The following is a 24,409-nucleotide window of genomic DNA, read 5'->3' on the forward strand; positions in this document are numbered from 1 at the left end:
GAGGTATCGCCAGCCGGGATGCCGCAGCTTGTCAAGCATGTCCTTCGCGGCGACGGCTTCATCGGTCAAACCGCGCATGGCCAAAGCGGTGACGCGGGTGAGTTGATATCGGTAGGTCCAGCCGAGAGAGTTTGTCCCCAGCCACCCAACGCCTCCACGGCCGATCTCGACAGCGAACAAGCGATATCGAGATGGCCGGTGCCCAGGGCAGTGCGGCCCTCCAGACCGTTGGAGATTGGGCTCAGCTGCGGACTCGGATGGGCCGCCGAGCGCTGACGCAACAGGACCGCCACGTCGGAGGCATCAGCAACGCGCCCAGCCAACCACAGGGCGCTGACGTGCGCATCGGTGATGATCAGGAACCCACGCACCGCGATGGGATAGCCGACCTCAGCCGCCGCCACGGCTTCAGTCACGTGGGCGGCGTCGCCGGCGGCAACGGTGGCAGCCCACGCGGTTAAACGGGCGGCGACGTCTGGCAGATCATCGAAGGCGATGTCCTGCAACGATTCCCGGGCTGCTTGCGGCCGGCCCATTGCAGCCCAGTACACGGCGAGCGCGGCGTCGATACAGTTACGCGCCGCAGGTCGGGCGGACCGCCGCGCTTCGTCGATCAACTCCTTGGCGCCCGCGGGGTCTGCGAGGCTGAATAGCCTGTTGGTGGCTCGAACGAAGGACAACCTGTCGAAGTCGACGTCCGTCAATTCGCTGCTCGACACATCGGCGACGGCCGCTTCGGCGTCGTGGCCACGGCCCAGCCAGGACAAGATGTACGCCCGGATGAATGCTGCCCCCGCTCCGGCTCCGCCGCGGGTGGCCGCATCGGCGAGCCGATCCGCCAGCGGAATGTCGACAAGCCAGACCGCGCCTTGGGCCGCTTTGAGCAGCAGGTCGGCGTCGGGCTCGAGATCGGAGTCAAGACTCAAGGTGGCCCGCCGCACGACGACACGAATGTCGTCACGATTCTTCGCATTGGCGAGTTCGTTGGCGACCAATCCGCGCAGCCGGCGCAGCCGAGTGGGAGCCGCGCGACTGCGGCGCACCTCGCCGTACATCGGATGTGCCACCCGCACTTCCACGCCGCCTTCGCTTGGCTCGAGGGTGATGAGACCGCGCATGTCGGCTTCCTCGACCGCGGCCGGATCGGTTATCCGGGTGATCGATCCGAGCTCGATGGGTTCGCCCACGGCCAGCGCATCAAGCACGTCTCCGACTGAGGCGGGCAGAGTTCGAAACCGTTCTTCGATCAGCTCCACCAGGTCGGGCGGCACCACCGGATCACCAAGCCAACGCCAAAACCCGTCCCGCAGGACGAGCCGTTCGTCGGCGACCTCCTGCTCAACGATGTTTCGTAAGTACAGGGGGTTGCCGCGGGTCAGCGCCCACAGCCGTTCGGCGGCCTGCGGATCGATGGGCCCGCCCAGAACTACCGACATAAGCGGGGCGATTGCGTCCTGTGCCAACGGCCGCACGTCGAGGCGATCGAACTGCCCGGCTTTCCACAGTTCTCGCGTCCCGGCCGGAATGGGCTCACCATCGCGGACGGTGAGCACCACTTTCGCGGCGCGACGCTGAATGATCTGATGCACCACGAACGTCGACAGGTCATCGAGCAGGGCGACGTCATCGACACCGAGCACCGCTGTCTTGCCCGCGGCTGCCGCGGTCAGGGAGGTGACCACGCCGCGGACCAAGTCGAGATGGTCGTTGACGGCCGGGTCCGCCCACGATGCGACGGCCCCCAGCGGGAGGGTTCGCGCCGAGGATGTGCCCACGATCCAGCGGACTTCACATCCGGCGGACTCAGCCGAACTGAGCGCTTCACGAGCGATCCTGCTTTTTCCGACGCCGGCAGCCCCGCAAACGATGACCCCGGACGAATCCGGGTCGAATATCGCGGCTTCGATGAGCCGCAATTCCTTCGAGCGGCCGGTCAACGGCCACGTCAAACGCACGTACACAGCCTAAGAGCGACGGCACGGGTCGGACAGAGCAACGATCGAGAAGCCCAACAAGAAAACCAGTAATCCACTACTGATTGGCCCGTGCGAGATCCGAGCCACGATGGCGTCGCGCCGGTGACCACTGACGCATAGCCGACTCATCCGACCGAGGTGCCATCATGACCGTAGACGCCACACTTACGCGCGGCTGCCCGAACGTCTTCGACGCGGGCCTGCCGATCTTGGCGTATGAGCACTTGCGCAATCCAGCTGAGGCGCACCGGCTCATCGCGCAAGCCCGCCATCGGGCACCGATCGCCATCGATACTCACGGCCCGGAAATCCTGACCTACGAACTGGTGCGAAACCTGCTGCGCGACCAACGATTCCGCGTACCACAAGGCATGTTCCTGGCCGGTCAAGGCATCACCTCCGGCCCGCTATGGGACCGAGTCGCGGCGAGCCTGATCAGTCTCGATGGCGCCGCGCACCACCGGCTGCGCCGACTGGTGTCAAAGGCCTTCACGCCGCGAGCCACGGCAGGGCTACGAGAAACGGTCGTCGACGTAATCACCAAACTGGTTGACCGTCACACCACAACAGGGCGCTGCGAGGTGGTCGCCGATATCGCGCGCCAGTATCCGATCCCGATCATCTGCGCGCTGCTCGGCGCACCCGCGGATGATTGGGAGCAGTTCTCAGATTGGACCGACGACATCTTCAAGGTCTTCGACTGGGACGTCGCCGCCCACGAACGGACGATCTTGGCGGCGTGGGACGAGCTCGACGCCTACATCGACGACATGGTCGCCCGCCGCCGCCGGACGCTGACCGACGACCTCATCTCCGAGCTGATCCGCGCCGAAGACCCGAGTTCTCCAGGCGATCGCCTGAGCGCCGACGAGTTGCGCATGTTGGCGGCGGGCTTGCTGATCGCCGGGACGGACACCACGCGAAACCAGCTGGCCGCCTCGGTGCAGGTGCTGTGCGATCACCCTGACCAGTGGGCGCTACTGGCGCATCGTCCGGATCTTGCGACGAATGCGGTCGAGGAAACGATGCGGCATTCTCCGATTGGATTCGGCACGCTGCGGGTGGCGCTCGAGACTCTCGAACTTGCCGGAGTCACGATTCCGGCCGGCACCCTGGTCATCGCCAACACCGCGTCCGCGAACCGCGATCCCGCGGTCTACGACGATCCCGATCGGCTCGACATCACCCGCGAGGGTGCCCCGCCGATGCAGACCTTTGGCGCTGGAATGCATTACTGCCTCGGCGCCAATCTCGCCAGACTTGAACTCGCCGAAGCCTTGTCGGTCATGACACGGCGCATGCCCAACGCGCGGTGTACCGGCCCGGCCCCATGGAAGCCTCTGACGTCACTGACCGGTCCTGCCGCGCTGTCGATCGAGTTCGACCCCGGCCACTAGGGCGCTTGAGGCCGGGCCGCTCGGCGTGGTTTCGCCGAAACTGAACATTTGCAGCGAAAGTGCGAGTAGTAGCCTGCAAAATTACAGGCTCGGCGCTCCGCTCCTTCTGCGCAACGCGGCCGGGGGGGTCGAGTGGCTACCGTCAGCGTCTATGCGCCGCCACGGACCCAGAGCCCCGAATCCCGGATCGCCTCCGCCAGCGGCTCCAGGACGGCGGGGTCATGCGGCGGGTTGATGTAGACGATGCCGAGGTCCAGACCTTCGGCGGCCAGGCCGGCCGCGTTCTCGATGACCTGCCCGTAGTTGCGGTCTTCGCCGAGGAAGAGGTGCGCTGACAACGTGATCTCTTTCGGGTCGCGCCCGATGTCCGCGCAGTGCGCCGCCAGCACGTCGCGCTTGCGCGCGAATAAGTCGGGCGGGCCGCCGACGAAGTTCCAATGTTGGGCGTAACGCGCGGTGATGCGCAGGGTGCGCTTTTCGCCGCTGCCGCCAATGCAGATCGGCGGATGCGGACGCTGCGGTCCCTTCGGCTCGTTGCGGGCGCCTTTGAGCTGGTAGTACTTGCCTTGAAAATCGGAGCAGTCGGTGCTCAGCAGGCTGGTGAGCACCTCACACGCTTCCTCGAACCGGTCGAAGCGTTCCTTGATGCTGCCCAGCTCGATGCCGTAGGCGCCGGACTCCTCCTCGTTCCAGCCCGCGCCGATGCCCAACTCGAGGCGGCCGTTGGAGATGATGTCGAGCGCGGCGGCCATATTGGCCAGCAGCGCCGGATGGCGGTAGTGGATGCCGGTGACCAAGGTGCCCAGCCGCAGCCGTTTGGTGGCCTGCGCCAGCGCGGTCAGCGTCGTCCAGCCTTCCAGGCATGGGCCGGTGGAATCGGTGAAGATCGGGTAGAAGTGGTCGAACGTCCACCCCGACTCGAAGACATCGATGTCGTCGGCCGCCTGCCAGACGGCCAGCATGTCGGTCCAGGTGGTGTGCTGCGGTGAGGTCTTGAACGCGAATCGCATGGACACGACGGTAGTCCGGCTTTCTGAGGCGCAACTAGACTGGGCGCAACGATGACACTCGGTATCGATACCAAGATCACGCTGTTGGCGGCCGGACTGATCTTTCTGCTGGCGCTTGCCCTCGGCGTATGGAAGTACCGCCAGATCATGGTCAGTGCCGATAGCCGCGCACATGTGTACGTCGATATCGCGCACCGGGCGGCGCTGCTGTACTCGTTCGCGACGCTGTTGATCGCGGCCTTCGTCGAACTCAGCGCCTGGCCGACCTGGGTGAACCTGGTCGCGGCGATGGTCGTGGTGTTCTTCTTCGTCGCCGCTATCGGGACCTACATCCTGCATGGCGCGCGCCGCGACACCGAGAACCAATTCGAGCATCCGGTGCGCGGAACCGGGGCGGCGATGGCGTCACTTATCGTCGGCGAAATCGGCGGCTTCGCAGTGATTTTGGCCGGATTCATCGCTGGGCAGCTGGTATGGACCCGGTAACCGCGCTGCGGCAGATCGCGTACTACAAGGACCGCAGCCGCCAAGATCCCCGACGGGTAATGGCATACCGCAACGCCGCCGACATCGTCGAGAAGCTCGACGACGCGGCCCGCGAGCGGCACGGCCAGGCCAACAGCTGGCAGTCGATTCCGGGCATCGGGCCCAAAACCGCGAAGGTCATCGCGCAGGCCTGGGCCGGCCGCGAACCCGACCAGCTGACCGAATTACGTGCTGCGGCAGAAGACCTCGGTGGCGGTGAGGTACGGGCCGCGCTGCGCGGGGATCTGCACCTGCACTCGAACTGGTCGGACGGTTCCGCGCCGATCGACGAGATGATGGCCACCGCGGCCTCGCTTGGGCATGAATACTGCGCCCTCACCGATCATTCGCCGCGGCTGACGATCGCCAACGGGTTGTCGCCGGAGCGGTTGCGCAGACAGCTCGACGTAATTGACGAGCTGCGCGACGAGTTCGCGCCGATGCGCATTCTGACCGGGATCGAAGTCGACATTCTCGACGACGGGAGCCTGGACCAGGAGCCGGAGTTACTCGAACGCCTCGACATCGTAGTGGCCAGCGTGCACTCCAAGCTGTCGATGGATGCGGACGCGATGACCCGGCGGATGATCAATGCGGTTTCCAACCCCCACGCCGACGTGCTGGGCCATTGCACAGGCCGGCTGGTGGCGGGCAACCGTGGCATCCGGCCCGAGTCGAAGTTCGACGCCGAGGCGGTGTTCACCGCCTGTCGTGAGCACGGCACCGCGGTGGAGATCAACTCCCGGCCGGAGCGTCGTGACCCGCCAAGCCGGCTGCTGAACCTCGCGCGCGACATCGGCTGCGTGTTCAGCATCGACACCGACGCCCACGCGCCCGGCCAGCTGGACTTCCTGGGCTACGGCGCACAGCGGGCTTTGGACGCGGGTGTTCCCGTCGACCGCATCGTCAACACCTGGCCAGCTGACAAGCTGCTTGAGTGGGCCGCGGCCAGCAATTAAACAGGTTGTGCGACAGCGATTCCCGCTAAACCAGCGGCTTGCGCCATACGAGCGTCGTAGGTCACCAGCGCCCGCAAGTCGGGCGCGGCCTGGGCCGCGGCCAAGTGGATAGCGTCGAGCGACCGCAGCTCCGTTGGCGGGAGAACCGCCGCCACGTCGAGAAGCCGAGTGGTCAACGCAACGACGTCAAGTCGTGTCAGCAGCCGTCTTGCATGTGCGATGGCTGCCGGGGGCCCGTGCCGGGACGCCGCGCGGATCAACTCCGTGCGCGTGAGCGCGGAGGTGAAGTGTGTGTCCGTCGCATGAGTCTGGAGATAGCTCCGGAGCCCCGCCGTCTCAGCCTCCTCGGTGACAAGCTTCGTCAGCGCCGAGGTGTCAAGATACAGCCGCATTAACGCTCGTCTTCGCGGAGACGTTCGAGTTCCGCAGACAAGCCGGGACCGAAATTGCCCGGCGGTTCCGCGAGAAGGTCCTCCTTCGACGAGGCGGGGATGACCTCGCCGGCGGCCACCAGATCGGCCCATGTGTCGCCGCCGGCGGGAACGATTCGCGCCACCAGTCGACCGCGCTGCGTTATTTCCACGATTTCACCGGACGCCACCTGGGCAAGGTAGCGGCTGGCATTCTGCCGGAGCTCGCGAACGCCGATACGCTGCATGTAGCACATTGTAGCACTTAAAGGACGTCGTAGCACCTGGCGGCGTCGTAGCACCTAGAGCGAGTCAGTCAGGCAGATGCGGCATTTCCACACCCGGATCGCGGCCCACTAATACCCCGCGAGTGAGCGCGGACTTGCCGAAGCGCCGGCGAACCTGGTCGACGGCCGCATCTACCGCGGGAGGTTCACCGTCGAACGGCAGCATCAACTGTTGCGCGACCGTCGCGGTCGATGCCCGACACCGCGAAGCCGACCAGCGTCAGCCCACGTTCGGCGGTAACGGGCGCGGCCGACGCGACGAGCTGGCGCGCGACGGCCAGGATGGGCTGCGTCGACGACGTCGACCACGGCAAGGTGCGGGACCGGGTGGCCCGGCTGAAGTCGTCGAAGCGCAGCCTCAGCACCACGGTGCGCCCGGTGCGCCCCGCGGCCCGCATCCGGCCGGTAATGCGGTCGATCAGGGTGACCACGACCGCGTCGATCTCTGCGGCAGACATGCCATTGCCGGCCCGGCCGAGTGCGCGCTGGGCACCCACCGAGCGGCGCCGCACACCGGTGGTCACCCGGCGGCGGTCGATGTTGCGGGACAGCGCATACAGTTGGCGGCCCATCGCGCCACCGACCAATGATGCCAGCGTCGACTCGGAAAGTTCTGCGACGTCGGCCACGGTCGTGATGCCGTGCGCACGCAGCTTGTCGGCGGTCACCGCACCCACGCCCCACAACCGGCGGACCGGCAGCGGGTGCAGGAAGGCCAGCTCCCGATCGGGCGGCACCAGCAGCAACCCGTCGGGCTTGGCCTCCTGACTGGCGACTTTCGCGAGGAACTTCGTGCGGGCGATCCCGACGGTGATCGGCAGGCCGACCTGGTCGCGCACGTCGGCGCGCAATTGTGCCGCGATCTGGACAGGCGTTCCGGACACCCGGCGCAGGCCACCGACGTCGAGGAACGCCTCGTCGACCGAAAGCGGCTCGACGCTCGGGGTGCAATGGCGAAACACGTCGAACACGTCGTCGCTGGCCTTTGTATAGGCGCTCATGCGCGGCGGCACCACCACCGCATGCGGACATAGCCGACGGGCCTGCGCCCCGCCCATGGCGGTCCGCACGCCGTACGCCTTGGCCTCGTAGCTGGCCGCGAGCACCACCCCGCCGCCGACGATCACCGGGCGGCCGCGCAATGTCGGGTCGTCGCGTTGTTCGACGGACGCGTAGAACGAGTCAAGATCCGCGTGCAGGATGGACGCATCGCACCGCACGAACATATGTTCGCATACGGGTGTGACAAACCGTGAGTTAGTGAGCCTCGCCGTAAATGCTGCTGACCCAGATGTGAGTCAGGGTGTCGACCACCCGGTCCTCGTCCACCGCGGGTGTCTCGGCGGACAGCGCGGCCATCATCGTGCGCTCGTTCATCTGGTTCAGCGAAGTCGCCAGGTCGGCGGCCGGGATGGTCCCCGGAGCGGCGCCGCGTGCTCGTTCGGCGGCGATCATGGCCGTCGTCTGGTCGATCCACTTCTGCATGAATCCCAACCACACCGCCCGCAAGTCCGCGCTGGTGGCCAGTGCTTCGGTCGCGGCGCGGGCCAGCGGACGGTGCGAGGCGAACGCGGCGTAAAACGCCTTGATGCCGGCGCGCCACACTCGGCGTGGGTCCGCGGGCAGCCGCTGCACCGCGCCGTCAAACTCCGAGTCGGCACGGGTGATCACCGGCTCGAGCAGCGACAGCAGCACTGCCTCCTTGGACTTGAAATAGAAGTAGAACGTCGGCCGCGAGAGCCCGGCGCCCTTAGCCAGGTCATCGACCGAGATGTCGGCGAACGACCGCTCGGTGAGCAGCCGCTGGGCGGTCGCGAGGATGGCCTGCTCGCGGTCGTCGCCCGACGGGCGGGTGGAACGGCGGCCACGCAGGGCACGGGTCTGGCCGACACTAGTCACGACCGCTACTTTACACAGTGTTGAGTGTTTCGACACGTTGTTGACCAACTCGACATGGCGTTGATAACGTGGCGGACATGACTGAGCACTTCGACGTCGTGATCGTGGGCGCCGGCATCTCCGGTGTGAGCGCGGCCTGGCATCTGCAGGACCGCTGCCCGAACAAGAGCTTCACGATCCTCGAGCGTCGCGACGATCTGGGCGGCACGTGGGACTTGTTCAAGTACCCGGGTATCCGGTCGGACTCGGACATGTTCACCCTTGGGTTTCGGTTCAAGCCGTGGCGTTCGGCGCAATCGATCGCCGACGGCGACGCGATCAAGGCCTACATCAAGGAGACTGCGGCCGAGAACGGAATCGACCGGCACATCCGCTACCGCCATCGGGTGCTGGCCGCCGATTGGTCCGACGCCGACAATCGCTGGACTCTGACCGTGGACAGCGACGGCCAGCAGCGCGAGATCACCGGCTCATTCGTGTTCGCCTGCACCGGCTACTACAACTACGACGAGGGATATACGCCCACGTTCGCCGGCGCCGAGGATTTCGAAGGCACGATCGTCCATCCGCAGCACTGGCCGGAGGACCTCGACTACGCGGGTAAGAAGATCGTCGTCATCGGATCCGGCGCCACCGCCATAACTCTGATCCCGGCGCTGGTGAACTCCGGCTCCGGTCAGGTGACGATGCTGCAGCGCTCGCCGACCTACATCGGCTCGCTGCCCGGCGTCGATCCCTTTGCCGAGCGGGCCAACCGGCTGCTGCCCGATCGCCTCGCGCACATGGCGAACCGCTGGAAAGCCATCGCGTTCAGCACCTTCCAGTACCAGCTGTCGCGCAAAGCCCCCGCCTACATGCGCAAGATGCTGATGACGATGGCCGAAAGACGCCTGCCCAAAGGCTACGACGTCGAAAAGCACTTCGGGCCCCGCTACAACGTGTGGGACCAGCGGCTGTGTCTGGCCCCCGACGGCGACTTCTTCCGGACCATCCGGCACGGCAAGGCCGACGTCGTCACCGACACCATCGAGCGGTTCACCAAAACCGGAATCAAGCTCACTTCCGGCGAGGAGTTGCAGGCCGACATCATCATCACCGCAACGGGATTGAACATGCAGTTGCTGGGTGGGCTGCAGCCGACCAGGAACGGTGAGCCCTTCGACCTGACATCGCTGATGACCTATAAGGGCTGCATGTTCTCCGGCGTGCCGAACTTCGTCATCACCTTCGGATACACGAACGCGTCCTGGACGCTCAAGGCCGACCTGGTGTCCGAATTCTCCTGCCGGTTGCTGAACTATATGGACGCCAAGGGTTTTGACACCGTGGAGCCGCAGCATCCCGGCGACGACGTCGACGAGTTGCCGTTCATGGATTTCAGTCCGGGCTACTTCCAGCGTTCGATGCACTTACTACCCAAGTCTGGGTCGCGCGCGCCGTGGCGGCTCAAACAGAACTATTTCTTCGACATGCGGACGATCCGGCGCGGCAAAGTCGACGACGAGGGCCTGCGGTTCGCCAGAAACGCTGCGCCCGTGGCGGTTTAGCGCTTAGACGACGACTGAACGACGACGATGCCGTCGTCGTCGCTGTAGGCGACCTCGCCGGGCACGAATGTGATTCCGCCGAGGCTGATCTCGACGTCACGTTCGCCGTCACCGGTTTTGGTGCTCTTGCGTGGATTGGTGCCCAGCGCCTTGATGCCGATGTCGATACTGCGCAGCGCGGCAGCGTCCCGCACCGCGCCGTGTACGACCAGTCCGGCCCAGCCGTTGGAGCGGGCCAGTTCGGCGATCACATCGCCGACCAGCGCGGTGTGCAGGGAGCCGGCGCCGTCGATAACCAACACCCCACCCGCACCAGGCTGCGAGAGCACCGATTTCAGCAACGCGTTGTCCTGGAAACACCGCACGGTGCTGATCGGGCCGGCGAATTCGGTGCGGCCCCCGAACTGGCGGAACTGGAGGTCACAGCTGCGTACGTCGGGCCCGATATCGTCGACGAGGTCAGCGGTAGGCCGGAAGGACAGGGGCACCGGGATTAGCGGCGCCGCAGCTGACGGATCAGCAGTATGGCCAACAGGCTGAGTGCCAGCGCCACCACCAGCGGTAGCGGTGAGCTGCCCGACGCCGGCAATGCGGGTTCGCTGCTGACCGGCTTGGCGTCTTCTACGGTTGACTTCGCCTGGGCCGCAGCATCTTTCGCGGCAGCAGCAAGGTCTCCGTTGGTTTCGATGCGCTGCTGCAGGTCGGATGGCTGCTCGGCCGGCTTGGGTGGTGCAGGCGCAGGGCTTTGAGCTTTGGCGGGCGCTTTCTTGGCCGGCGCCTTTTTGGCCGGTGCCTTTTTGGCCGCTGCCTTTTTGGCGGGTGCCTTCTTGGCGGGCGGGGGTGCGGCCTTCTTGGCGGCCTTCTCGGGCGGCTTCTTGTCCGGCGGCGCCGATTCGCCTTCAGGTTCGTGGTTGGGTTGATCCTGCGGGTCTGTCATGCGGCCGCTCCTTTACAGCTTTCTCACATCTTCTCGTTCGAGTTCGCGCACCGGGTTGATCGGTCCCATCATGCCAGGACGCGTTCGGGCGCCTTGGTGACGAGGGCCGGTCAACGCCTGCGACGCATCTCCCACCACACCGCCGCGCCGACAGCCGCCACGGTTATGGCCACAAACGGCCAGACCGGGGCGTTATCGCCGCTATCCGCCGGAGCGGCGGCCGGCCCAGGCGTACCGGTCCCGGCCACCGTCAGCCGAAACGACCACGACCCGGACACCGGGTGGCCGTCCGACGAGGTCACCCGGTAGTTCACCGTGTAGCTCCCGGCCGGTCCGATCGGGCGCATCCCGACGCTGACGACGGCGCCCTGCACGGTCGGGTCGCCGGACGACCACAGGTTGGCATCGGGCCCGACGACCGTCATTGCGGCGAAGTTGGCCTGCAATCGCTCGTTGAAGGTAGCGCTCACCTGATCCGGGCCGGCGGCGAGAACCGCGCCGTCGGCGGGCTCGGTGGACACGCGTGTGGCATGCGCGGACGCGACTTGTGCAGTCAGCAGCGCCGCCGCGATCAGGGCGGCCAGTAGCAGGCCGACCCGCGCGATAGCTCCTCGGCGTCTCATGCTCGCCGCCGCATCCACATGAGACAGATGCCCAGCACCGCCACGGCCAGGGCCGCCCCGCCCAACAGCCGCGCGATGTTGTCCGGTGATGTTTTCGCCGCGGTTGGTGGGTGGTGGTCGGCCGGTGCCGAGCTCGCTCTCAGGGTCAGCGTGGGCGCCGGATGTTCTGGTTCGGCACCACCGGGCGATGACGGCTGGTCCCACTGCACGATCGACCCGTCGGAGTAGGTCTGGGTGGTCGGGAAGCTGACCGTGTCGGCGTTGGGTAGCTGCAGCGATAGCCGGAACAACCCGAACTGGTCGGCCGCGATCCCGCCGGCCGGTGTGGCCGTCCAGGTCACCGACCGGACGGTGCCGGACGCAGCGTCGCGGTCGAGCTTGGCCGTCCACCCGGGCATGGACTCGGTGCGCACCGATGTGAGATTCGGCAGGGTGACGACAAGCGCGGTGGTGGCTGCAGCCGTGTTCGACTCGTTGGGCACGCGGAAGGTGACGATGGCCATGCCGCCGCGCACGGCGTTGTCGCTGCTGGCGTGGACGTGTGCCCAGGCCGACGGGATGCCGACGGCCGAGCCGAGCCAGAGCAGGGCAGTAATGCCCAAGACACCCAGGACGCTCAGGCCGCTCGTGAGGCGCCTATTCCCAGGTGACATGTCAGTTCAGCCCGAGCCGGGCCATCAGGTCGGCTTCGATGCCGTCGAGTTGCGAGGCGATCGCGGAGTGGGCCGCGCGCCGCCGCGCGGCCGGCATGTGCTCCGCTGCGGTCACGGCCGCCGACAGATCGGTCAGCCGTTCGGTGATAGCGGCCGCGAACTGCTTGGTCTCGGCGTCCTTGGGCTTCTTCTCCTGCACCATCCGCAAGGACTGCTCCGCCCCGGCAATGCGGGCCGAAAGCCGCGCCCCGTGACCGGAGAACTGGCCGATCTGAGCTAACGGAATCCCCAGCTGGTCCGCGCGCCGCTGGTCGATCAGCGCCCGGGCCGCCATGGCGGCGCGGTATATCACCGGCGTGAGGACCGGCGCGAGCAGCCGGGACACCGTCAGCACCCGCCGGATCCGGGTCGGGGACAGCATCTTTCCCTCGCGCGCGGCCTTGAGCTGGGCTTCGGCAACTTTCAGTGCTGCTTTGTCGCTGTCCTGCTGCGCCCTGATCCGCGCCTTGAGAGCCTTGCCGTCGGCCCGTTGGGCGTTTTTGATACGACGTCTCTCGTTTTTGGCGGCCAGCTTCGCCTCGAGCTTGGCGCGGGCCCTGATCGCGCGGGCTTCGGCGCGACGCGTCGCACGGCTCTTTCGCTTGCGGAACAGGCCCATTCCCGGACGCCTCCCGATATCTCGTGGACTATCGCGGTGTGGGTACGCGATCTCAGCCAACCCTAAACGGAGATGGCTGTGGGTGGTCCGTCAGGTCAGAAGGGGTCGACCGGTAAGCGGGCTGCAGCGTCGCTCAGGCGTTCACGCGCTCCGCGCGGCGCAGTTCTTCGACGCGCTCCACAAGGTCAAGCTGGGCCTTGGGGGAGAGCTCGGCGGCGTTCATCGCGATGCGGCGCACGTTCTCATCACGCATCGTGGCCAACCACGACAATTCGTTGTTGAGCTTTTCGTAGTACTCGTCGTCGGTGAAGTAGGCGGACTTGATGCGGAAGAAGTTGGCGAGGGCGGTCATCGTCGTTGCCGACGGGTTGGTGCGGTTGCCGGAACGTAGCTGCGAGAGGTAGGGAGCCGACATCGTGACGCCCTCGGCTTTGAGTGCGGCGATGACCTCTGCGGAGGTGTGCGGCCCCCGTCCGGGCGGATACACGGTGTCGAATAGGCGGTTCAGGCGGGCAGCGAACGTCGTGCTCATCGATATGACCTCCACCGGGGCTGAAGAGGAAACGGTTATCAATATGTATTTGCTGACCATGGTAGCGACTGTTGCGTCCACAAACCAAGTGCAAACCCTGCCGGATTTGGGTCCGGCGTTTGAAGCGGTGCGCGACACCGCCCCTGCAGAGCATCCAACGGACAACCCCCGGTGTCCATAATCCGAACAGAATTCACAGGTTATCCGAAGAATTCGTCGTGGAAACTCACCCGGCGTTTCAACTTCGTCGGCGTGACCGAAGGGTTCTAATCGGGCGTGATAAGTGAATGCGCGTACCGCTGGGCAACCAGCGGACGATGACGAAGCGCCGAGCGCCTCATTTGCTGTCCGGCAGTGCACAGGTCGCGTACGACGGCCGACTCGGGGCGACGACCAATGGTCACATTTGAGTGATCTTTGAAAGCCATTTGGGCGCGGGTGGGCTGCCGATTGGCAGGTAGAGGCGCCGACGGCGCCGCTGCACCGGGCGGCCTGGGGTGCTGTTTCGACGATCACGGCCAGTGTCCGGCGTTGCCGCGGAGTTTGCGCGCAGCCGGGACAGGCCGGCAGGCGCGACCCGTATTGCGCTACGCCGCGAGCAGCATCGCGAGAATCGCGGTATCGGGATGACTGATCGGATCGACGCCGACTCGGCTGACCATTGACGTGATGGTGCCGTCGGCTTCCGCCTCCACCCAAGCCGCCCGGTGCTCCAATCCCAGATAGGGCAATCCCGGCAGCAGCACGCAACCCGAGGCCGCCCCACTGCATTCCGGCAACGACGGCGTGGTTTCCGACGGCGGATGCAGCATCAGGAGTGCCGGCGGCTGATGATCAGCGAAATACCCTGGCCGAATAGCTGATTCGCCGAAGACAGTGCCCTCGGCCAGGACCAGGCCAACCGTGTCGGGCTGGGGTTCGTCGGGCAACTCCTCGCGGGCGCCGAACACGGTTGTGGTGGACAACAATCCGGGCAGCGATGCCACCCGAACGGCGACCATCAACAGCTGGGCCCACTCTTTGGTCGAGTCGGGCCAACGTCCGGAGATCACAAACCCTTTCAGGGCACCACGAGAATGAAAGGGAGCAACCCCTATGGGCCGGCTTGATCCAGCATCCATCTCGCCCTCCGCGACGCCTTCATCCGAAGTAACCACGCCGGTAGCTCGAATAAATGGTAGCTCGAATGACTAAGCATGCGCGGGGTTTTGGCGGCTCGCAAGCCGACACGGCTACCGTGTGCGCGCATTCACAAACTGGAAATCGTGACCCCGAAAAGGTTAGGGCGCCGCGCGATTCGCGCGACGCCCCAACCGACCGGAAGGACTCAGCCGAATATCAAGCCATGGGTTTTCGAGGTGGCAGCTTCATACCGCGATTGCACGTCCGCCCAATTGACGACATTCCAGAACGCTTTGACGTAGTCCGCCTTGACATTCTTGTACTGCAGGTAGAAGGCGTGTTCCCACATGTCGACCTGCAGCAGCGGGATGATGCCGAGGGGGACGTTGGCCTGCTGGTCGTAGAGCTGGAAGGTCAGCAGCCTGCCGCCGAGCGTGTCGTAGCCCAGCACAGCCCAACCCGACCCCTGCAAGCCGTTGGCGGCCGCACTGAATTGGGCGCGGAACTTGTCGAACGACCCGAACTGGTCGTCGATGGCGGCGGCGAGATCGCCGGTCGGCTTGTCACCACCGTCCGGCGACAGGTTCTTCCACCAGATGGAATGGTTGACGTGACCGCCCAGATGGAAGGCCAAGTTCTTCTCGTTCAGGAAGATCGCCGAGTGGTCTTCCTTCGCGCGTGCCTCCTCGAGCTTGGCGACAGCGTCGTTGACGCCCTTGACGTAGGTGGCATGGTGCTTGGTGTGGTGGATCTCGTTGATCTGACCGGAGATGTGTGGTTCCAGCGCTGCGTAGTCCCAGTCCAAGTCGGGCAGGGTGTATTCAGCCACGGCATTCCTTCCTTCGATGATCGTTGGTGATCGCCTGAGTCATTCGCACGGGTTCCCCCGGGGCGGCCTAGCGTAATCAACCCTGCTCCATGACCGCTCGCGCCGCAAGGATGACCGGTAGAGGGCGGTTCCGTTGATGCCGTGACCGGCATGAACTCAATACAGGACGAAGACGATAAGAATGGCGAGCAAGGCCAGCGCGATCAGGGCGGCGCGCAGTGCGGCGAAGCCGTTGGAGTGGTTCCACGCGGGTGAGCCCGAATACGAGCGCGACGACGCCGTCCCCGGACCGAACGGATGCATGGCCATTAAACGCCTTCCACCTGCACATTCACCCCACCGTAGTGAGGTGAGTCACAACCGACTCCAGTGACCGCGATCATAACGTGTTGTAACGGCTTCGCGAAACCTGTCGGAGAACAGCGCCATGACGTGCGCACTCGTTGGCATCCGTCAGGCGGTCGTCTCCGTGGTTGCTAGCGCGACGATCCATTCGCTCGGGTACCTGTTTGGTTGTCGATGGGCACACGTCAAACAGCCCGGGTTATCCACAGTTGCGCACGTGACTACCCGGTAGGGGCTGTATCAATGGGTCCGTGTACCCCGACGCCAGCTGTGCATAAACCTGTGGAAACTGTGGATAGCCCTTGGTAGCTGGTGTCGCACCCGCGCCGCTTCTCAGCGGGCCGTTGCCACGGCCCGCATCGTCGCCAGCGCGGGGTCTGATGGCGCCGCTTCTCAGCGGGCCGTTGCCACGGCCCGCATCGTCGCCAGCGCGGGGTCTGATGGCGCCGCTTCTCAGCGGGCCGTTGCCACGGCCCGCATCGTCGCCAGCGCTAGCATGGTCCGGTGATCCAGGTGTGCTCCCAATGCGGCACTCGATGGAACGTCCGCGAACGTCGCCGCGAGTGGTGCCCCCGCTGCCGCGGCGCGCTGATGGCACCGTCGCCGGACGCACCGGCGGCCGACCCTCGGTGGAGCACCACCGCCGGCCTGCCCACCGCGGCGGCTCCGGCTGCCACCCGCCCCGCAGCTACTGCCCAGCGGCCTGCGGGTTGGCAGCGCACACCGCCGCGATTGCTGCCGGGCTTCCGTTGGATCGCGGTGCGCCCCGGAGCCGCGCCGCCGGCGCGGCGACCGCGACGGCCTCTTGGGCCGACACCGCACTACGCCGTGATACCGCGCTGGGGCTTGGCGGACCGCGTCGAACAGGCGCCCGCCCCCGCGGCAGCGTCTGCCGCGACGGGACCCTCCGCCGCGACGGTACGCACCACGCTGTTCGTCGGCGTCTTGGTGCTGGCCGTCGTCGCGCTGATGTTCGTGGTGCGGTACGTGCTGCTGATCATCAACCGCAACATGTTGCTCAATTCGTTCGTCGCGCTGGCCGCGGACTGGTTCGGCATTCTGGCCAGTGTGGCGGCGATCGTGGTCGCGATCTTCTGTGCGGTGGTGCTGACCCGATGGCTGATTGCACGGCGCGCTGCCGCGTTCGAGCACTACGGCATGTCAGATCAGCGTTCCGTCCGCGCGCTCCGGGCCGGATGTCTGATACCGCTAGTCAACCTGTTCTGGGCCCCGGTCTACGTGATCGAGCTGGCAACTGTCGAAGGCCACTACCACCGACTGCAGAAACCGATCATCCGGTGGTGGCTGGTCTGGATTCTCAGCAACGTGGTCTCGGCCTTCGCGATCCTTACCAGCTTGGCCACCGACGCGCAGGGCATCGCCAACAACACGGCATGGATGGTGTGCGGCTACCTATTTGCGGCGGCCACGGTGGCCGCCGTGGCCCGGGTCTTCGAAGGGTTCGAACTCAAGCCGATCGAACGACCGGCGCATCGCTGGGTCGTGGTGGGCTCCGACGGCCCCGCCCGACCGAGCGGATCTGCCGGCCCTGTTGAGTTGGACGGGCAGGAACCGGCAGCATAGGCGTATGACGTGGGCCGACGAGGTGCTCACCGGGCACCCCTTCGTGGTTGCCCACCGTGGAGCTTCGGGAGCCCGGCCCGAACACACGTTGGCCGCCTACGACCTCGCTCTCAAACAGGGCGCTGACGGTGTCGAGTGTGACGTCCGGCTGACCCGCGACGGTCATCTGGTTTGCGTGCACGACCGCCGGCTCGACCGGACCTCCACGGGCGACGGGTTGGTCAGCACTAAGACTCTGGCCCAGATGCGCGAGCTCGAGTACGGGGAATGGCACGACAGCTGGCGCCCCGACGGCACCCACGGCGATACCAGCCTGTTGACACTGGACTCCCTCGTTGCGCTGGTGCTGGACTGGCGCCGGCCGGTGAAGATCTTCGTCGAGACCAAGCACCCGGTCCGGTACGGCTCGCTGGTGGAAACGAAGCTGCTGGCGCTGCTGCATCGTTTTGGTATCGCGTCGCCCGCTTCCGCCGACCGATCCCGCGCCGTCGTGATGTCGTTTTCGGCGGCTGCGGTTTGGCGGATTCGTCGGGCAGCGCCGCTGCTGCCGACGGTGTTGCTCGGCAAGACCGGCCGCTACCTGGCCAGCACTGCGGCCACCGCCGTCGGTGCCACCGCCGTCGGGCCGTGGCTGCCGGCGCTGCGGGAATACCCGCAGCTGGTCGATCGCGCGCTGGCGCAGGGCCGGTCGGTTTATTGCTGGAACGTCGACGAGTACGACGACATCGACTTCTGCCGGGAGATCGGGGTGGCCTGGATCGCGACCAACTTCCCCGGGCGTACCAAAGCCTGGTTGGAGGATGGGCGCGCCGCGCCTGGCCGAAACTAACTCGATGACAGTCGGCCGCCGGCGGCGCGTGGCGCGGCTGTGACGCTGGGCGCCGAGCCCACCTCACGGGCGACGAAGTTCTCCATGTCGAACAGGTTGGCGCCGGCGCGGTCGGCGACCCGCAGCAGGGTAGTCATCAACGCCACCTCTTCGGTCTGTTCCTGCAGGAACCACTGCATGAACTGCTCGCCGAGGTAGTCGCCCTCGTCGCGGGCCACCGCCGCCAGCCGGCTGACCTGGTCGGTGACCGCTCGCTCCTGGTCGAGAGCCAGCGCCAGGGCGTCCCGGGGCCGCTCGAATTGGTTGCGCACCGCGTCCGCTCCCGGGATCTCGACGCGTACGTCCCGGTCGAGGAGATGCTGCACCAGCATCATCGCGTGATTGCGTTCCTCGACCGCTTGGCTATAAAAGTGCTTCGCCAATCGCGGTAAATCGGAACCGTCGAAGTAAACTGCGATCGCCACATATTGCTGGGCTGCGGTAAATTCATTGTGAATCTGTTCCTGCAATAATGCATGAAACTTTGTCTTGGAGCCGTCGTAATCACTCATGAAAAGCAGGTTATCGCAGGTAGAAGCGGGTTGCAACGAAGGTATCACTTACTCAGGAAAGGTTTTCCTAAGTCGCGGCAAGCTTCTAGGATGGCTTGAATTTGGACAGTCTTGCCTAAGTAAAGCTAGGCTAAAGTTAATTCGAACCTAAATTGCCCGGACGAATAGACGGACCGTCGACCACCACTCCTCCTATCCACCGGACCGATCGAAGCATCAACTGCCGCACTCAGGAAACGCTTCCGTGACCTCGGCATCCCGGAACCCCGGCCTGACCGTGCTCCTGGCTCTGCTTCCCACCGCGAGGTATCGCGAGGTATGTAGCAGCCAGCGCCAGGGCAACCGAAGTGCGCCCGGCACTAGCCAGGCCCGTATGCCGAGGAACCACCGGGTTCAGCTGGGGCCGAACCGCAATTGATCGGAAGTTCCCTGCACTAACCTGGTAAGGATAAATACGCGGTGGGGTTTGGCGTCTTGGATCCTCGCCGCCGGCAGGACTCGACAACTTTGAAAGAGCACCAAACTGAACAGTTCCTGGACGATTCGCAAAGAAGCATATTCAGAACCTCTACACACGAACCTCACGATTGTCGCCACGCGCGTCATCGGCGCACTGTGTCATGCGGATGGAAAGCCGAACTCGTGCGGAACTCGCGGATATTCCCCGCCCCGGCAGGCTCAATCCCACGACTTCGCCGTAAACATGAATAGTCCCCAACTGAACCCCGCACCATAACTCTCGCCGCGCCAGGGAAATTCGTACTCCTCGTATGCGGGAAGAAGTTTGTCGAACATAGACCATTGGCGGCCGCCCCTCATGGGGCCGAACTGCTCCGTGAATTCGCTGACATCCATGCTCCAGATAGGCAGCCCGATCGGAGAATCGGCGGTAGGCACACCGCGCGTCGTACGCCGATACCGTGCCGACTCAAGCACTCCGCCGTCATTAGCGATGGCGGTGAAGTTGAATCCTGGCCACAATACGCTGCTGTACTCCAGTGATGTGGCGTTCTGGTCGGCGACACCTAGCTGCTTCTTCATATTTTCGAAATAGGAGGTTTCGTCGCCAAGGGCTGCGGCCACCCGTTCATGTATTCGCTCGCCTTTATCGACGGAAAACCCGTGCTCAGCTAGTTTTGCTTTTAGTCGAGCTTCCTGGTGCGACATTCTGACTCGCAGCTCCATAGTCATAAGTAAGTACACCTCGAAGTCGACTATAGCGGCAAGCGAATCGGTATTCATCGTGTATCCATTCATCGGCCAAGGTAGGGCAAGAATTGGTGAATTTCGCCTCTAAACACCGTGTCCGATCCATCAGGAAGCACCGCCGTGCTCTCCCAGAGTGCTGAAGCTGATCGCCTGTGACGCTTGGCGAGCTCACTCCCAAACCATCGAAGATGACAAGAATAGCCCCCAAAGGAATCCTGCGCCGTAGCGGTCTTCCTTCCATAAGAACTCATAGCTTTCGTACGCGGGAAGGATGTCGTCGAATAATGGCCTCTTGACACAACTGATAGCAGGGCCGAAACGCTTATCAAATTCGGAAATGTCGCAACTCCACGCGGCCAGCTCGACTGGAGATTCGACATCGAGCGGTGTGCGCTCGATGTGAGCGTAACCTGCTGACTCGAGCAGCCCGTTTACATCAGCGTGGGCGTTGAATTCAAATCCGGGCCACAACACACTGTTGTACTTCAGCGATGTGGCGTTATTGTCGTGAACGCCGAAGAGCGTCTTCATGTCTCGAAATCGTGATGTCTCTTCGCCGAGGGCGTCTGCTACTCGATCGTAAATACGTACTGCGTCGTCCAAAGATAGCCCTACCTTGGTTAGCTTGGCATCTAATAAGCCCCGGGTATCTGCTAAAGACAGACGCGGCTTCATTGTCATCAGGAGATAGACCTCGAAGTCGATTACTCCGGTCAAAGATGTTACATCCATACCCTACTCCGCTACCTCGGCAGGAACTGGAAGAGGTCGCCCCGAAATACCGTAATGGTTCCGTCCGGGGCTACCATAATGGCTTCCCCGAAATTCGGGTTAGCGGGTAGCACCAGCTTTGTCCCATTAGGTCCCGCGACAATTCCGCCGGTCTCACCCCATGCCGCTTTCGCCGCGGCGTCTGCCGCCTCCGCGGCCTGTTGCTGATCTCCGATGTGCAATTGATTAAGTCTATCGGCCAATGTATCTAGTCTTGAGCCCTTAGGTACGTTCGCCATGACATCTTTACCGATTTGCGTCGCCTGCTGATTGAGATTTGGGCCGGTAGGCGTACCCGATGGTGGTTCGGAACCGGGCGCACCAGGTTGTCCTGGCGCTGGTTGTTGCGTGCCTGGCGGTGGGGCGGCGCCTGGAGCGCGGTCAGGTGGGGGTTCGGGAATGCCTAAGTCGCGGAACCGTTGTCTAAGCGCCGCCTCCCTTTCCGTCGTGGACCGCAAGTGGCTAAGACAGGCCTGATATGCCCCATTTTCTGCTGGCAGTTTGAAGACGTGGGGCGGCCCGCATTGGGCGTTGTAGGCCTCTCGGTCCGCCACCAAATCGTTCCACGCGTCGTTTAACTGCTTGGGGTCCATGTCTTTCGGATCCGGCAGCGGCGGTATGGGAGGTTGTGGGTCCAGCGGAAACGGGAAGGGCGGGGCCTGAGGTGCCGGCCCTGACCCGCTAGGGCCGCCGAGCATTTGAACCCCGCTGGGTCCCGGACCTGGCTTGGGGGACCCGTTGAGCGGTGCGGGCCCGCCAGCGGCGAGGGCAGGGAAGGCCGTCACGGGTGCTGCTGGCGCCAACGGCTGAGCCCGCGGGGGTTCGGCGGCTAGCGGGGGCTGCCGGGTTTGGGCATGTTGAGCTTGCCCCGCATCAGGGGACTGCGTCGTCGGGGGCGGCTGGGGTTGAGTGTGTGCCAGCGGCTGGGCCGTCGGCGTTGGTGACGGTGCGGCACCAGGCGAGTGCGCCGGTGCGGTAACCGGGGGCTGCAGGATCGAAGCCAGCACCGGTGAGGAACCACCACCGGCACCAGTCGAGGGAGCACCACCGGTGGAGGGCACCGAGGGCACGGGCGGCATCATCGCCGCAAGACCCTGATACATCCCGCCGCTGCCCACCTGCTCGCCGACCCGGGTCAGGCTCTGCCCGGAGTGGGTGTCTTCGGTGACCACCGACGCCACCGCGGCATCAGCACCAGCGGCATGGGTGGCCGCACTGGTCGCGCTGAGCATCGAGGCCGCCTCATCTTGTTCGGCCAGCGCGATCAGCGCCGCTTGCACCGCGGCATCAAACGGGGTAGTCGCCGCGGTGGTGGGCAACGCGGAGGTGGCGTGGGTAGCACCGGCGGTGGCCGCTTTGGTGCCCACCGCGGCACCCTGGGCGATCAGCGGCAGCGCCCGGGCGGGTTCGGCGAACAGCTCATCGCCCCCACCACCGCCCGAGGACACGACGGCCGCCATCAGCGATCGCCTCCAAACCGGGACCCCAACGACGGTCGGTCAAATGCCGTGGCTTGCGCACACCGCGGATCGACCATCAACCCATAATCGCAACCGCGCAGCCACTCAGCCACCGGCACAAACCAAAAGTAGGCGCGAATCCGTGGCGCACGGGTACGCGCCGCACCATCACCGAATCGATGCCAACGCTAAGGAACGGGAAATCATCAGTGACCATCGGACCCACCGGGCACGACGGCGTCGGCGGCCAGCGCGGCGAACAGCTTGCGGGCCGCGTCGTGGTCCCACACGACCACCGCGCCAACGTCGCTTTCGGTGAACTCACCGATCGGGACGGTCAGCGGGGTGGTGGGTCCGTGCAGCGCCCAGCCGAGCCGGGCCAGATCCCATACGTGATCGCCGCGGTCAACGGTCAGGGCGCCGACAGTCGCGTGGGGCACCGAATACCAGCGCCACGGATCCAGCCACACCGCGGGGCTGGCGGCACGGTGCAATAGCGCCGACATGAACTGTCGTTGGTTGGCCATCCGATCCAGGTCCGCCCGCGGAGTGGCGCGGCTCCGGACATAACCCAGCGAATTGCGGCCGGTCAGCTTCTGGCAACCGGCCGCCAGATCGATACCGGCCAGCGGATCGCTGATCGGCTCGCTCAGGCATACGGTGACGCCGCCGAGCGCATCGACTAGCGCGGGGAACCCGCCGAATCCGACCTCGGCATAGTGGTCGATGCGCAGCCCAGTGGCCTGTTCCACCGTCTGGTCCAACAGGGTTGCGCCGCCCATGGCGAAGGCGGCGTTGATTTTGTCCTTGCCGTGTCCGGGAATCGGTACTAACGAATCGCGGGGGATCGACACCATCGTGGCCGGGTTGCTGGACCCGAGGCCCGGTACGTGCACCAACAGGATGGTGTCGGTACGACTGTTGCCGACGTCGCCGCCGGTGGCCAGGTCGCGCTGCTGTTCGTCGGTGAGGCCTTGCCGGCTGTCCGAACCGACAATCAGCCAGTTGGTGCCGCGGCCGGTAGCAGGCCGATCGGAGTAGTCCGCCAATACCGACTCGCGATGCAGCGACGTGTCGATCCACGCTGACACGCCGACGACGCCCAGCAACGCGAGTAACGGAATGATCAGCAGAATCCGCAGCAGCATGCGGGCCCAGCGGCGCTTGCGAGGCTTGGGGCGCCTGGGCGCCGCCGTTCGCGAGGGGGACGTGGCGGACACGACGGGTCGCGAAGGCGAGGGGACTTGGGCCGATATCCGGCGCAGCGGCTCGGTCTGATCGATCTGTCGTTGGCGGGTCCGGCTTTCGCGGCGAATGACCTGTGACGGCTCCGACCGTGCGTCCGGGGGCCGGCGCGGCCGCTGCGATCGCGGGTCACCATCCACCCGCATAACGTAACTGTCAGGGTCGGCTGGCGGCGCCTTCAGCGGTCCACCTGCGCGCTCCCGTGGGCTACCGGCGGGCGCGTAGCCCGTTCAAAAACGGGCAGCCCATCAGCACCCGGATGGCCTGGCTCAGTCCGGTCATGTCGTCGACCGGTTTGTGGAACGGCAACCGGACGTCGTGGTCACCGTCGCTGCCTTCGACGCGAAACCGCACGCCATAGCGGTCGAGCCCCAATGGACGGACTTGGCCGCGGCGCAGCGGGGTCGGCAGCTTCGACACCAGTCGTGCGACCACGTCGGTGTGGGCGGTGGAAAGGTGCCACAGCAACGTCGATTCGATCTCGCAGAACGGGTCGGGTCGGGCTGACAACAGGTCCGTCACGCTGACCGGCTCGGCGCCGGTGGCGTCGGTAACGACCACGGATGCGATTTCCAGCCGCAGGAGTGTGTAGCGGGTTTCCTCCGGGCCGGAGGGCGCCGATCGCGGTGTCTCGATTTGCAGCAACGCCGGGTCGGGATATTCGGTGGCAATCAGGTCGAGCAGCTCGGACACCGTGTCCAGGGGAACCTCTTCCAGACGCCCGCGGACCCACACCAGCGAACGGACCGGTTCGCGCATGGGCAGCGGCGCGTAATCGGTCAGCTCTAGCATCGCCTGCGCGCCGGACATCGTCGCGGCGCGATCGACCGGACAAGCGACGCCGAACGACCCGTCGGACAGCAAGTGGTGTACAGGCGTGGCCACCGGTTCCTCGCCGTCGATGGCCAGCAGCGCGCCGCCGGCCCGTGCGCAGGCGCTACGAATGCGTTCTGCGGTCGTGGGCGCGGGGCTTGTGACCGGTAACACCATTACCTCCATGCGTTAGGTAAGCCTAAGTTAACTTAGCGGGAGGGGAACCGCAAGGCCCGGC

Annotated in this window: 26 protein-coding genes and 1 pseudogene; 6 read left to right on the top strand and 21 right to left on the bottom strand. The window is 65.2% G+C overall.

Going from position 1 to position 24,409, the window contains the following annotated elements; translation table 11 throughout:
* Positions 1 to 65: 65 nt before the first annotated feature.
* Positions 66 to 1,955: an ATP-binding protein gene (locus AC5Y21_RS16220; RefSeq protein ID WP_499913656.1), complete on the bottom strand. Its 1,890-nt coding sequence runs from the start codon at positions 1,953 to 1,955 to the stop codon at positions 66 to 68.
* A gap of 167 nt (positions 1,956 to 2,122) precedes the next feature.
* Between AC5Y21_RS16220 and AC5Y21_RS16225 the strand changes: the two genes are divergently transcribed.
* Positions 2,123 to 3,373 carry a cytochrome P450 gene (locus tag AC5Y21_RS16225; protein ID WP_499913658.1) on the top strand — a complete coding sequence of 417 codons (1,251 nt, stop codon included), beginning with the start codon at positions 2,123 to 2,125 and terminating at the stop codon, positions 3,371 to 3,373.
* A gap of 149 nt (positions 3,374 to 3,522) precedes the next feature.
* On the opposite strand, the gene AC5Y21_RS16230 is transcribed toward AC5Y21_RS16225, so the two are convergent.
* On the bottom strand, positions 3,523 to 4,383 hold the full coding sequence (locus AC5Y21_RS16230; RefSeq protein WP_499913660.1) for an LLM class F420-dependent oxidoreductase: 861 nt from the start codon (positions 4,381 to 4,383) through the stop codon (positions 3,523 to 3,525).
* A 51-nt stretch (positions 4,384 to 4,434) separates the two neighbouring features.
* On the opposite strand from AC5Y21_RS16230, the gene AC5Y21_RS16235 reads away from it, so the two are divergent.
* Both AC5Y21_RS16235 and AC5Y21_RS16240 read left to right on the top strand, forming a co-directional pair.
* Complete coding sequence (locus tag AC5Y21_RS16235) at positions 4,435 to 4,869, top strand: hypothetical protein (protein ID WP_499913662.1); 435 nt, start codon at positions 4,435 to 4,437, stop codon at positions 4,867 to 4,869.
* The gene (locus AC5Y21_RS16240) at positions 4,857 to 5,867 is read left to right on the top strand and encodes a PHP domain-containing protein (RefSeq protein WP_499913664.1); all 1,011 of its coding nucleotides are present in this window, start codon (positions 4,857 to 4,859) and stop codon (positions 5,865 to 5,867) included. The genes AC5Y21_RS16235 and AC5Y21_RS16240 overlap by 13 nt, the downstream gene beginning before the upstream one ends.
* Here AC5Y21_RS16240 and AC5Y21_RS16245 read toward each other — a convergent pair.
* From AC5Y21_RS16245 to AC5Y21_RS16260, 4 genes and pseudogenes are all read right to left on the bottom strand, one after another.
* Entirely contained in the window at positions 5,864 to 6,259 is a 396-nt protein-coding gene (locus tag AC5Y21_RS16245; RefSeq protein ID WP_499913666.1) for a type II toxin-antitoxin system VapC family toxin, read from the bottom strand. The genes AC5Y21_RS16240 and AC5Y21_RS16245 overlap by 4 nt on opposite strands.
* A complete protein-coding gene (locus AC5Y21_RS16250) occupies positions 6,259 to 6,525 on the bottom strand; it encodes a type II toxin-antitoxin system Phd/YefM family antitoxin (protein ID WP_499913668.1) in 267 nt (88 codons plus the stop codon). Before AC5Y21_RS16250 ends, AC5Y21_RS16245 begins: the two co-directional genes overlap by 1 nt.
* 64 nt (positions 6,526 to 6,589) lie before the next feature.
* Positions 6,590 to 7,790: pseudogene (gene dinB / locus AC5Y21_RS16255) on the bottom strand (DNA polymerase IV).
* Between the two features lie 31 nt (positions 7,791 to 7,821).
* Entirely contained in the window at positions 7,822 to 8,463 is a 642-nt protein-coding gene (locus AC5Y21_RS16260; protein WP_499913670.1) for a TetR/AcrR family transcriptional regulator, read from the bottom strand.
* 77 nt (positions 8,464 to 8,540) lie between these two features.
* On the opposite strand from AC5Y21_RS16260, the gene AC5Y21_RS16265 reads away from it, so the two are divergent.
* Positions 8,541 to 10,010, top strand: a complete 1,470-nt coding sequence (locus AC5Y21_RS16265; RefSeq protein WP_499913671.1) for a flavin-containing monooxygenase — start codon at positions 8,541 to 8,543, stop codon at positions 10,008 to 10,010.
* Here the strand turns inward: AC5Y21_RS16265 and rraA are convergent.
* The 9 genes from rraA to AC5Y21_RS16310 all read right to left on the bottom strand — a co-directional run bounded on the left by rraA (position 10,007) and on the right by AC5Y21_RS16310 (position 15,673).
* Positions 10,007 to 10,498, bottom strand: a complete 492-nt coding sequence (rraA, locus tag AC5Y21_RS16270) for a ribonuclease E activity regulator RraA (protein ID WP_499913673.1) — start codon at positions 10,496 to 10,498, stop codon at positions 10,007 to 10,009. The genes AC5Y21_RS16265 and rraA overlap by 4 nt on opposite strands.
* A 5-nt stretch (positions 10,499 to 10,503) precedes the next feature.
* Positions 10,504 to 10,947 (bottom strand): Rv3852 family protein, encoded by a 444-nt coding sequence (locus AC5Y21_RS16275; RefSeq protein ID WP_499913676.1) that lies wholly within the window; start codon positions 10,945 to 10,947, stop codon positions 10,504 to 10,506.
* A 110-nt stretch (positions 10,948 to 11,057) separates the two neighbouring features.
* On the bottom strand, positions 11,058 to 11,570 hold the full coding sequence (locus tag AC5Y21_RS16280; RefSeq protein WP_499913678.1) for a copper resistance CopC family protein: 513 nt from the start codon (positions 11,568 to 11,570) through the stop codon (positions 11,058 to 11,060).
* Positions 11,567 to 12,223: a YcnI family copper-binding membrane protein gene (locus AC5Y21_RS16285; RefSeq protein ID WP_499913680.1), complete on the bottom strand. Its 657-nt coding sequence runs from the start codon at positions 12,221 to 12,223 to the stop codon at positions 11,567 to 11,569. Before AC5Y21_RS16285 ends, AC5Y21_RS16280 begins: the two co-directional genes overlap by 4 nt.
* A gap of 1 nt (position 12,224) precedes the next feature.
* Entirely contained in the window at positions 12,225 to 12,881 is a 657-nt protein-coding gene (locus AC5Y21_RS16290; RefSeq protein ID WP_499913682.1) for a DUF6474 family protein, read from the bottom strand.
* A 133-nt stretch (positions 12,882 to 13,014) separates the two neighbouring features.
* Positions 13,015 to 13,413, bottom strand: a complete 399-nt coding sequence (locus AC5Y21_RS16295) for a transcriptional regulator (RefSeq protein WP_499913684.1) — start codon at positions 13,411 to 13,413, stop codon at positions 13,015 to 13,017.
* 587 nt (positions 13,414 to 14,000) lie between these two features.
* A complete protein-coding gene (locus AC5Y21_RS16300; protein ID WP_499913811.1) occupies positions 14,001 to 14,534 on the bottom strand; it encodes a peptidase in 534 nt (177 codons plus the stop codon).
* 206 nt (positions 14,535 to 14,740) lie between these two features.
* Positions 14,741 to 15,364, bottom strand: a complete 624-nt coding sequence (locus AC5Y21_RS16305) for a superoxide dismutase (RefSeq protein ID WP_499913686.1) — start codon at positions 15,362 to 15,364, stop codon at positions 14,741 to 14,743.
* A gap of 156 nt (positions 15,365 to 15,520) precedes the next feature.
* Complete coding sequence (locus AC5Y21_RS16310) at positions 15,521 to 15,673, bottom strand: hypothetical protein (RefSeq protein WP_499913688.1); 153 nt, start codon at positions 15,671 to 15,673, stop codon at positions 15,521 to 15,523.
* A 540-nt stretch (positions 15,674 to 16,213) separates the two neighbouring features.
* On the opposite strand from AC5Y21_RS16310, the gene AC5Y21_RS16315 reads away from it, so the two are divergent.
* On the top strand, positions 16,214 to 17,293 hold the full coding sequence (locus AC5Y21_RS16315) for a DUF4328 domain-containing protein (protein ID WP_499913690.1): 1,080 nt from the start codon (positions 16,214 to 16,216) through the stop codon (positions 17,291 to 17,293).
* A gap of 4 nt (positions 17,294 to 17,297) precedes the next feature.
* Positions 17,298 to 18,122 carry a glycerophosphodiester phosphodiesterase gene (locus tag AC5Y21_RS16320; RefSeq protein ID WP_499913692.1) on the top strand — a complete coding sequence of 275 codons (825 nt, stop codon included), beginning with the start codon at positions 17,298 to 17,300 and terminating at the stop codon, positions 18,120 to 18,122.
* Here AC5Y21_RS16320 and AC5Y21_RS16325 read toward each other — a convergent pair.
* The 6 genes from AC5Y21_RS16325 to AC5Y21_RS16350 form a co-directional block, all read right to left on the bottom strand.
* Complete coding sequence (locus AC5Y21_RS16325) at positions 18,119 to 18,673, bottom strand: ferritin (RefSeq protein WP_499913695.1); 555 nt, start codon at positions 18,671 to 18,673, stop codon at positions 18,119 to 18,121. The genes AC5Y21_RS16320 and AC5Y21_RS16325 overlap by 4 nt on opposite strands.
* Positions 18,674 to 19,351: 678 nt before the next feature.
* Positions 19,352 to 19,915, bottom strand: coding sequence for a hypothetical protein (locus AC5Y21_RS16330; protein WP_499913697.1), 564 nt, complete (start codon positions 19,913 to 19,915; stop codon positions 19,352 to 19,354).
* Between the two features lie 135 nt (positions 19,916 to 20,050).
* A complete protein-coding gene (locus tag AC5Y21_RS16335) occupies positions 20,051 to 20,614 on the bottom strand; it encodes a hypothetical protein (protein WP_499913699.1) in 564 nt (187 codons plus the stop codon).
* 11 nt (positions 20,615 to 20,625) lie between these two features.
* Complete coding sequence (locus tag AC5Y21_RS16340; RefSeq protein WP_499913700.1) at positions 20,626 to 22,113, bottom strand: hypothetical protein; 1,488 nt, start codon at positions 22,111 to 22,113, stop codon at positions 20,626 to 20,628.
* Positions 22,114 to 22,319: 206 nt separating this feature from the next.
* On the bottom strand, positions 22,320 to 23,504 hold the full coding sequence (locus AC5Y21_RS16345; protein ID WP_499913702.1) for an LCP family protein: 1,185 nt from the start codon (positions 23,502 to 23,504) through the stop codon (positions 22,320 to 22,322).
* A gap of 61 nt (positions 23,505 to 23,565) precedes the next feature.
* Complete coding sequence (locus tag AC5Y21_RS16350; RefSeq protein ID WP_499913813.1) at positions 23,566 to 24,345, bottom strand: DUF2470 domain-containing protein; 780 nt, start codon at positions 24,343 to 24,345, stop codon at positions 23,566 to 23,568.
* Between the last annotated feature and the right edge of the window lie 64 nt (positions 24,346 to 24,409).

Source organism: Mycobacterium sp. NGS41, assembly GCF_059812725.1.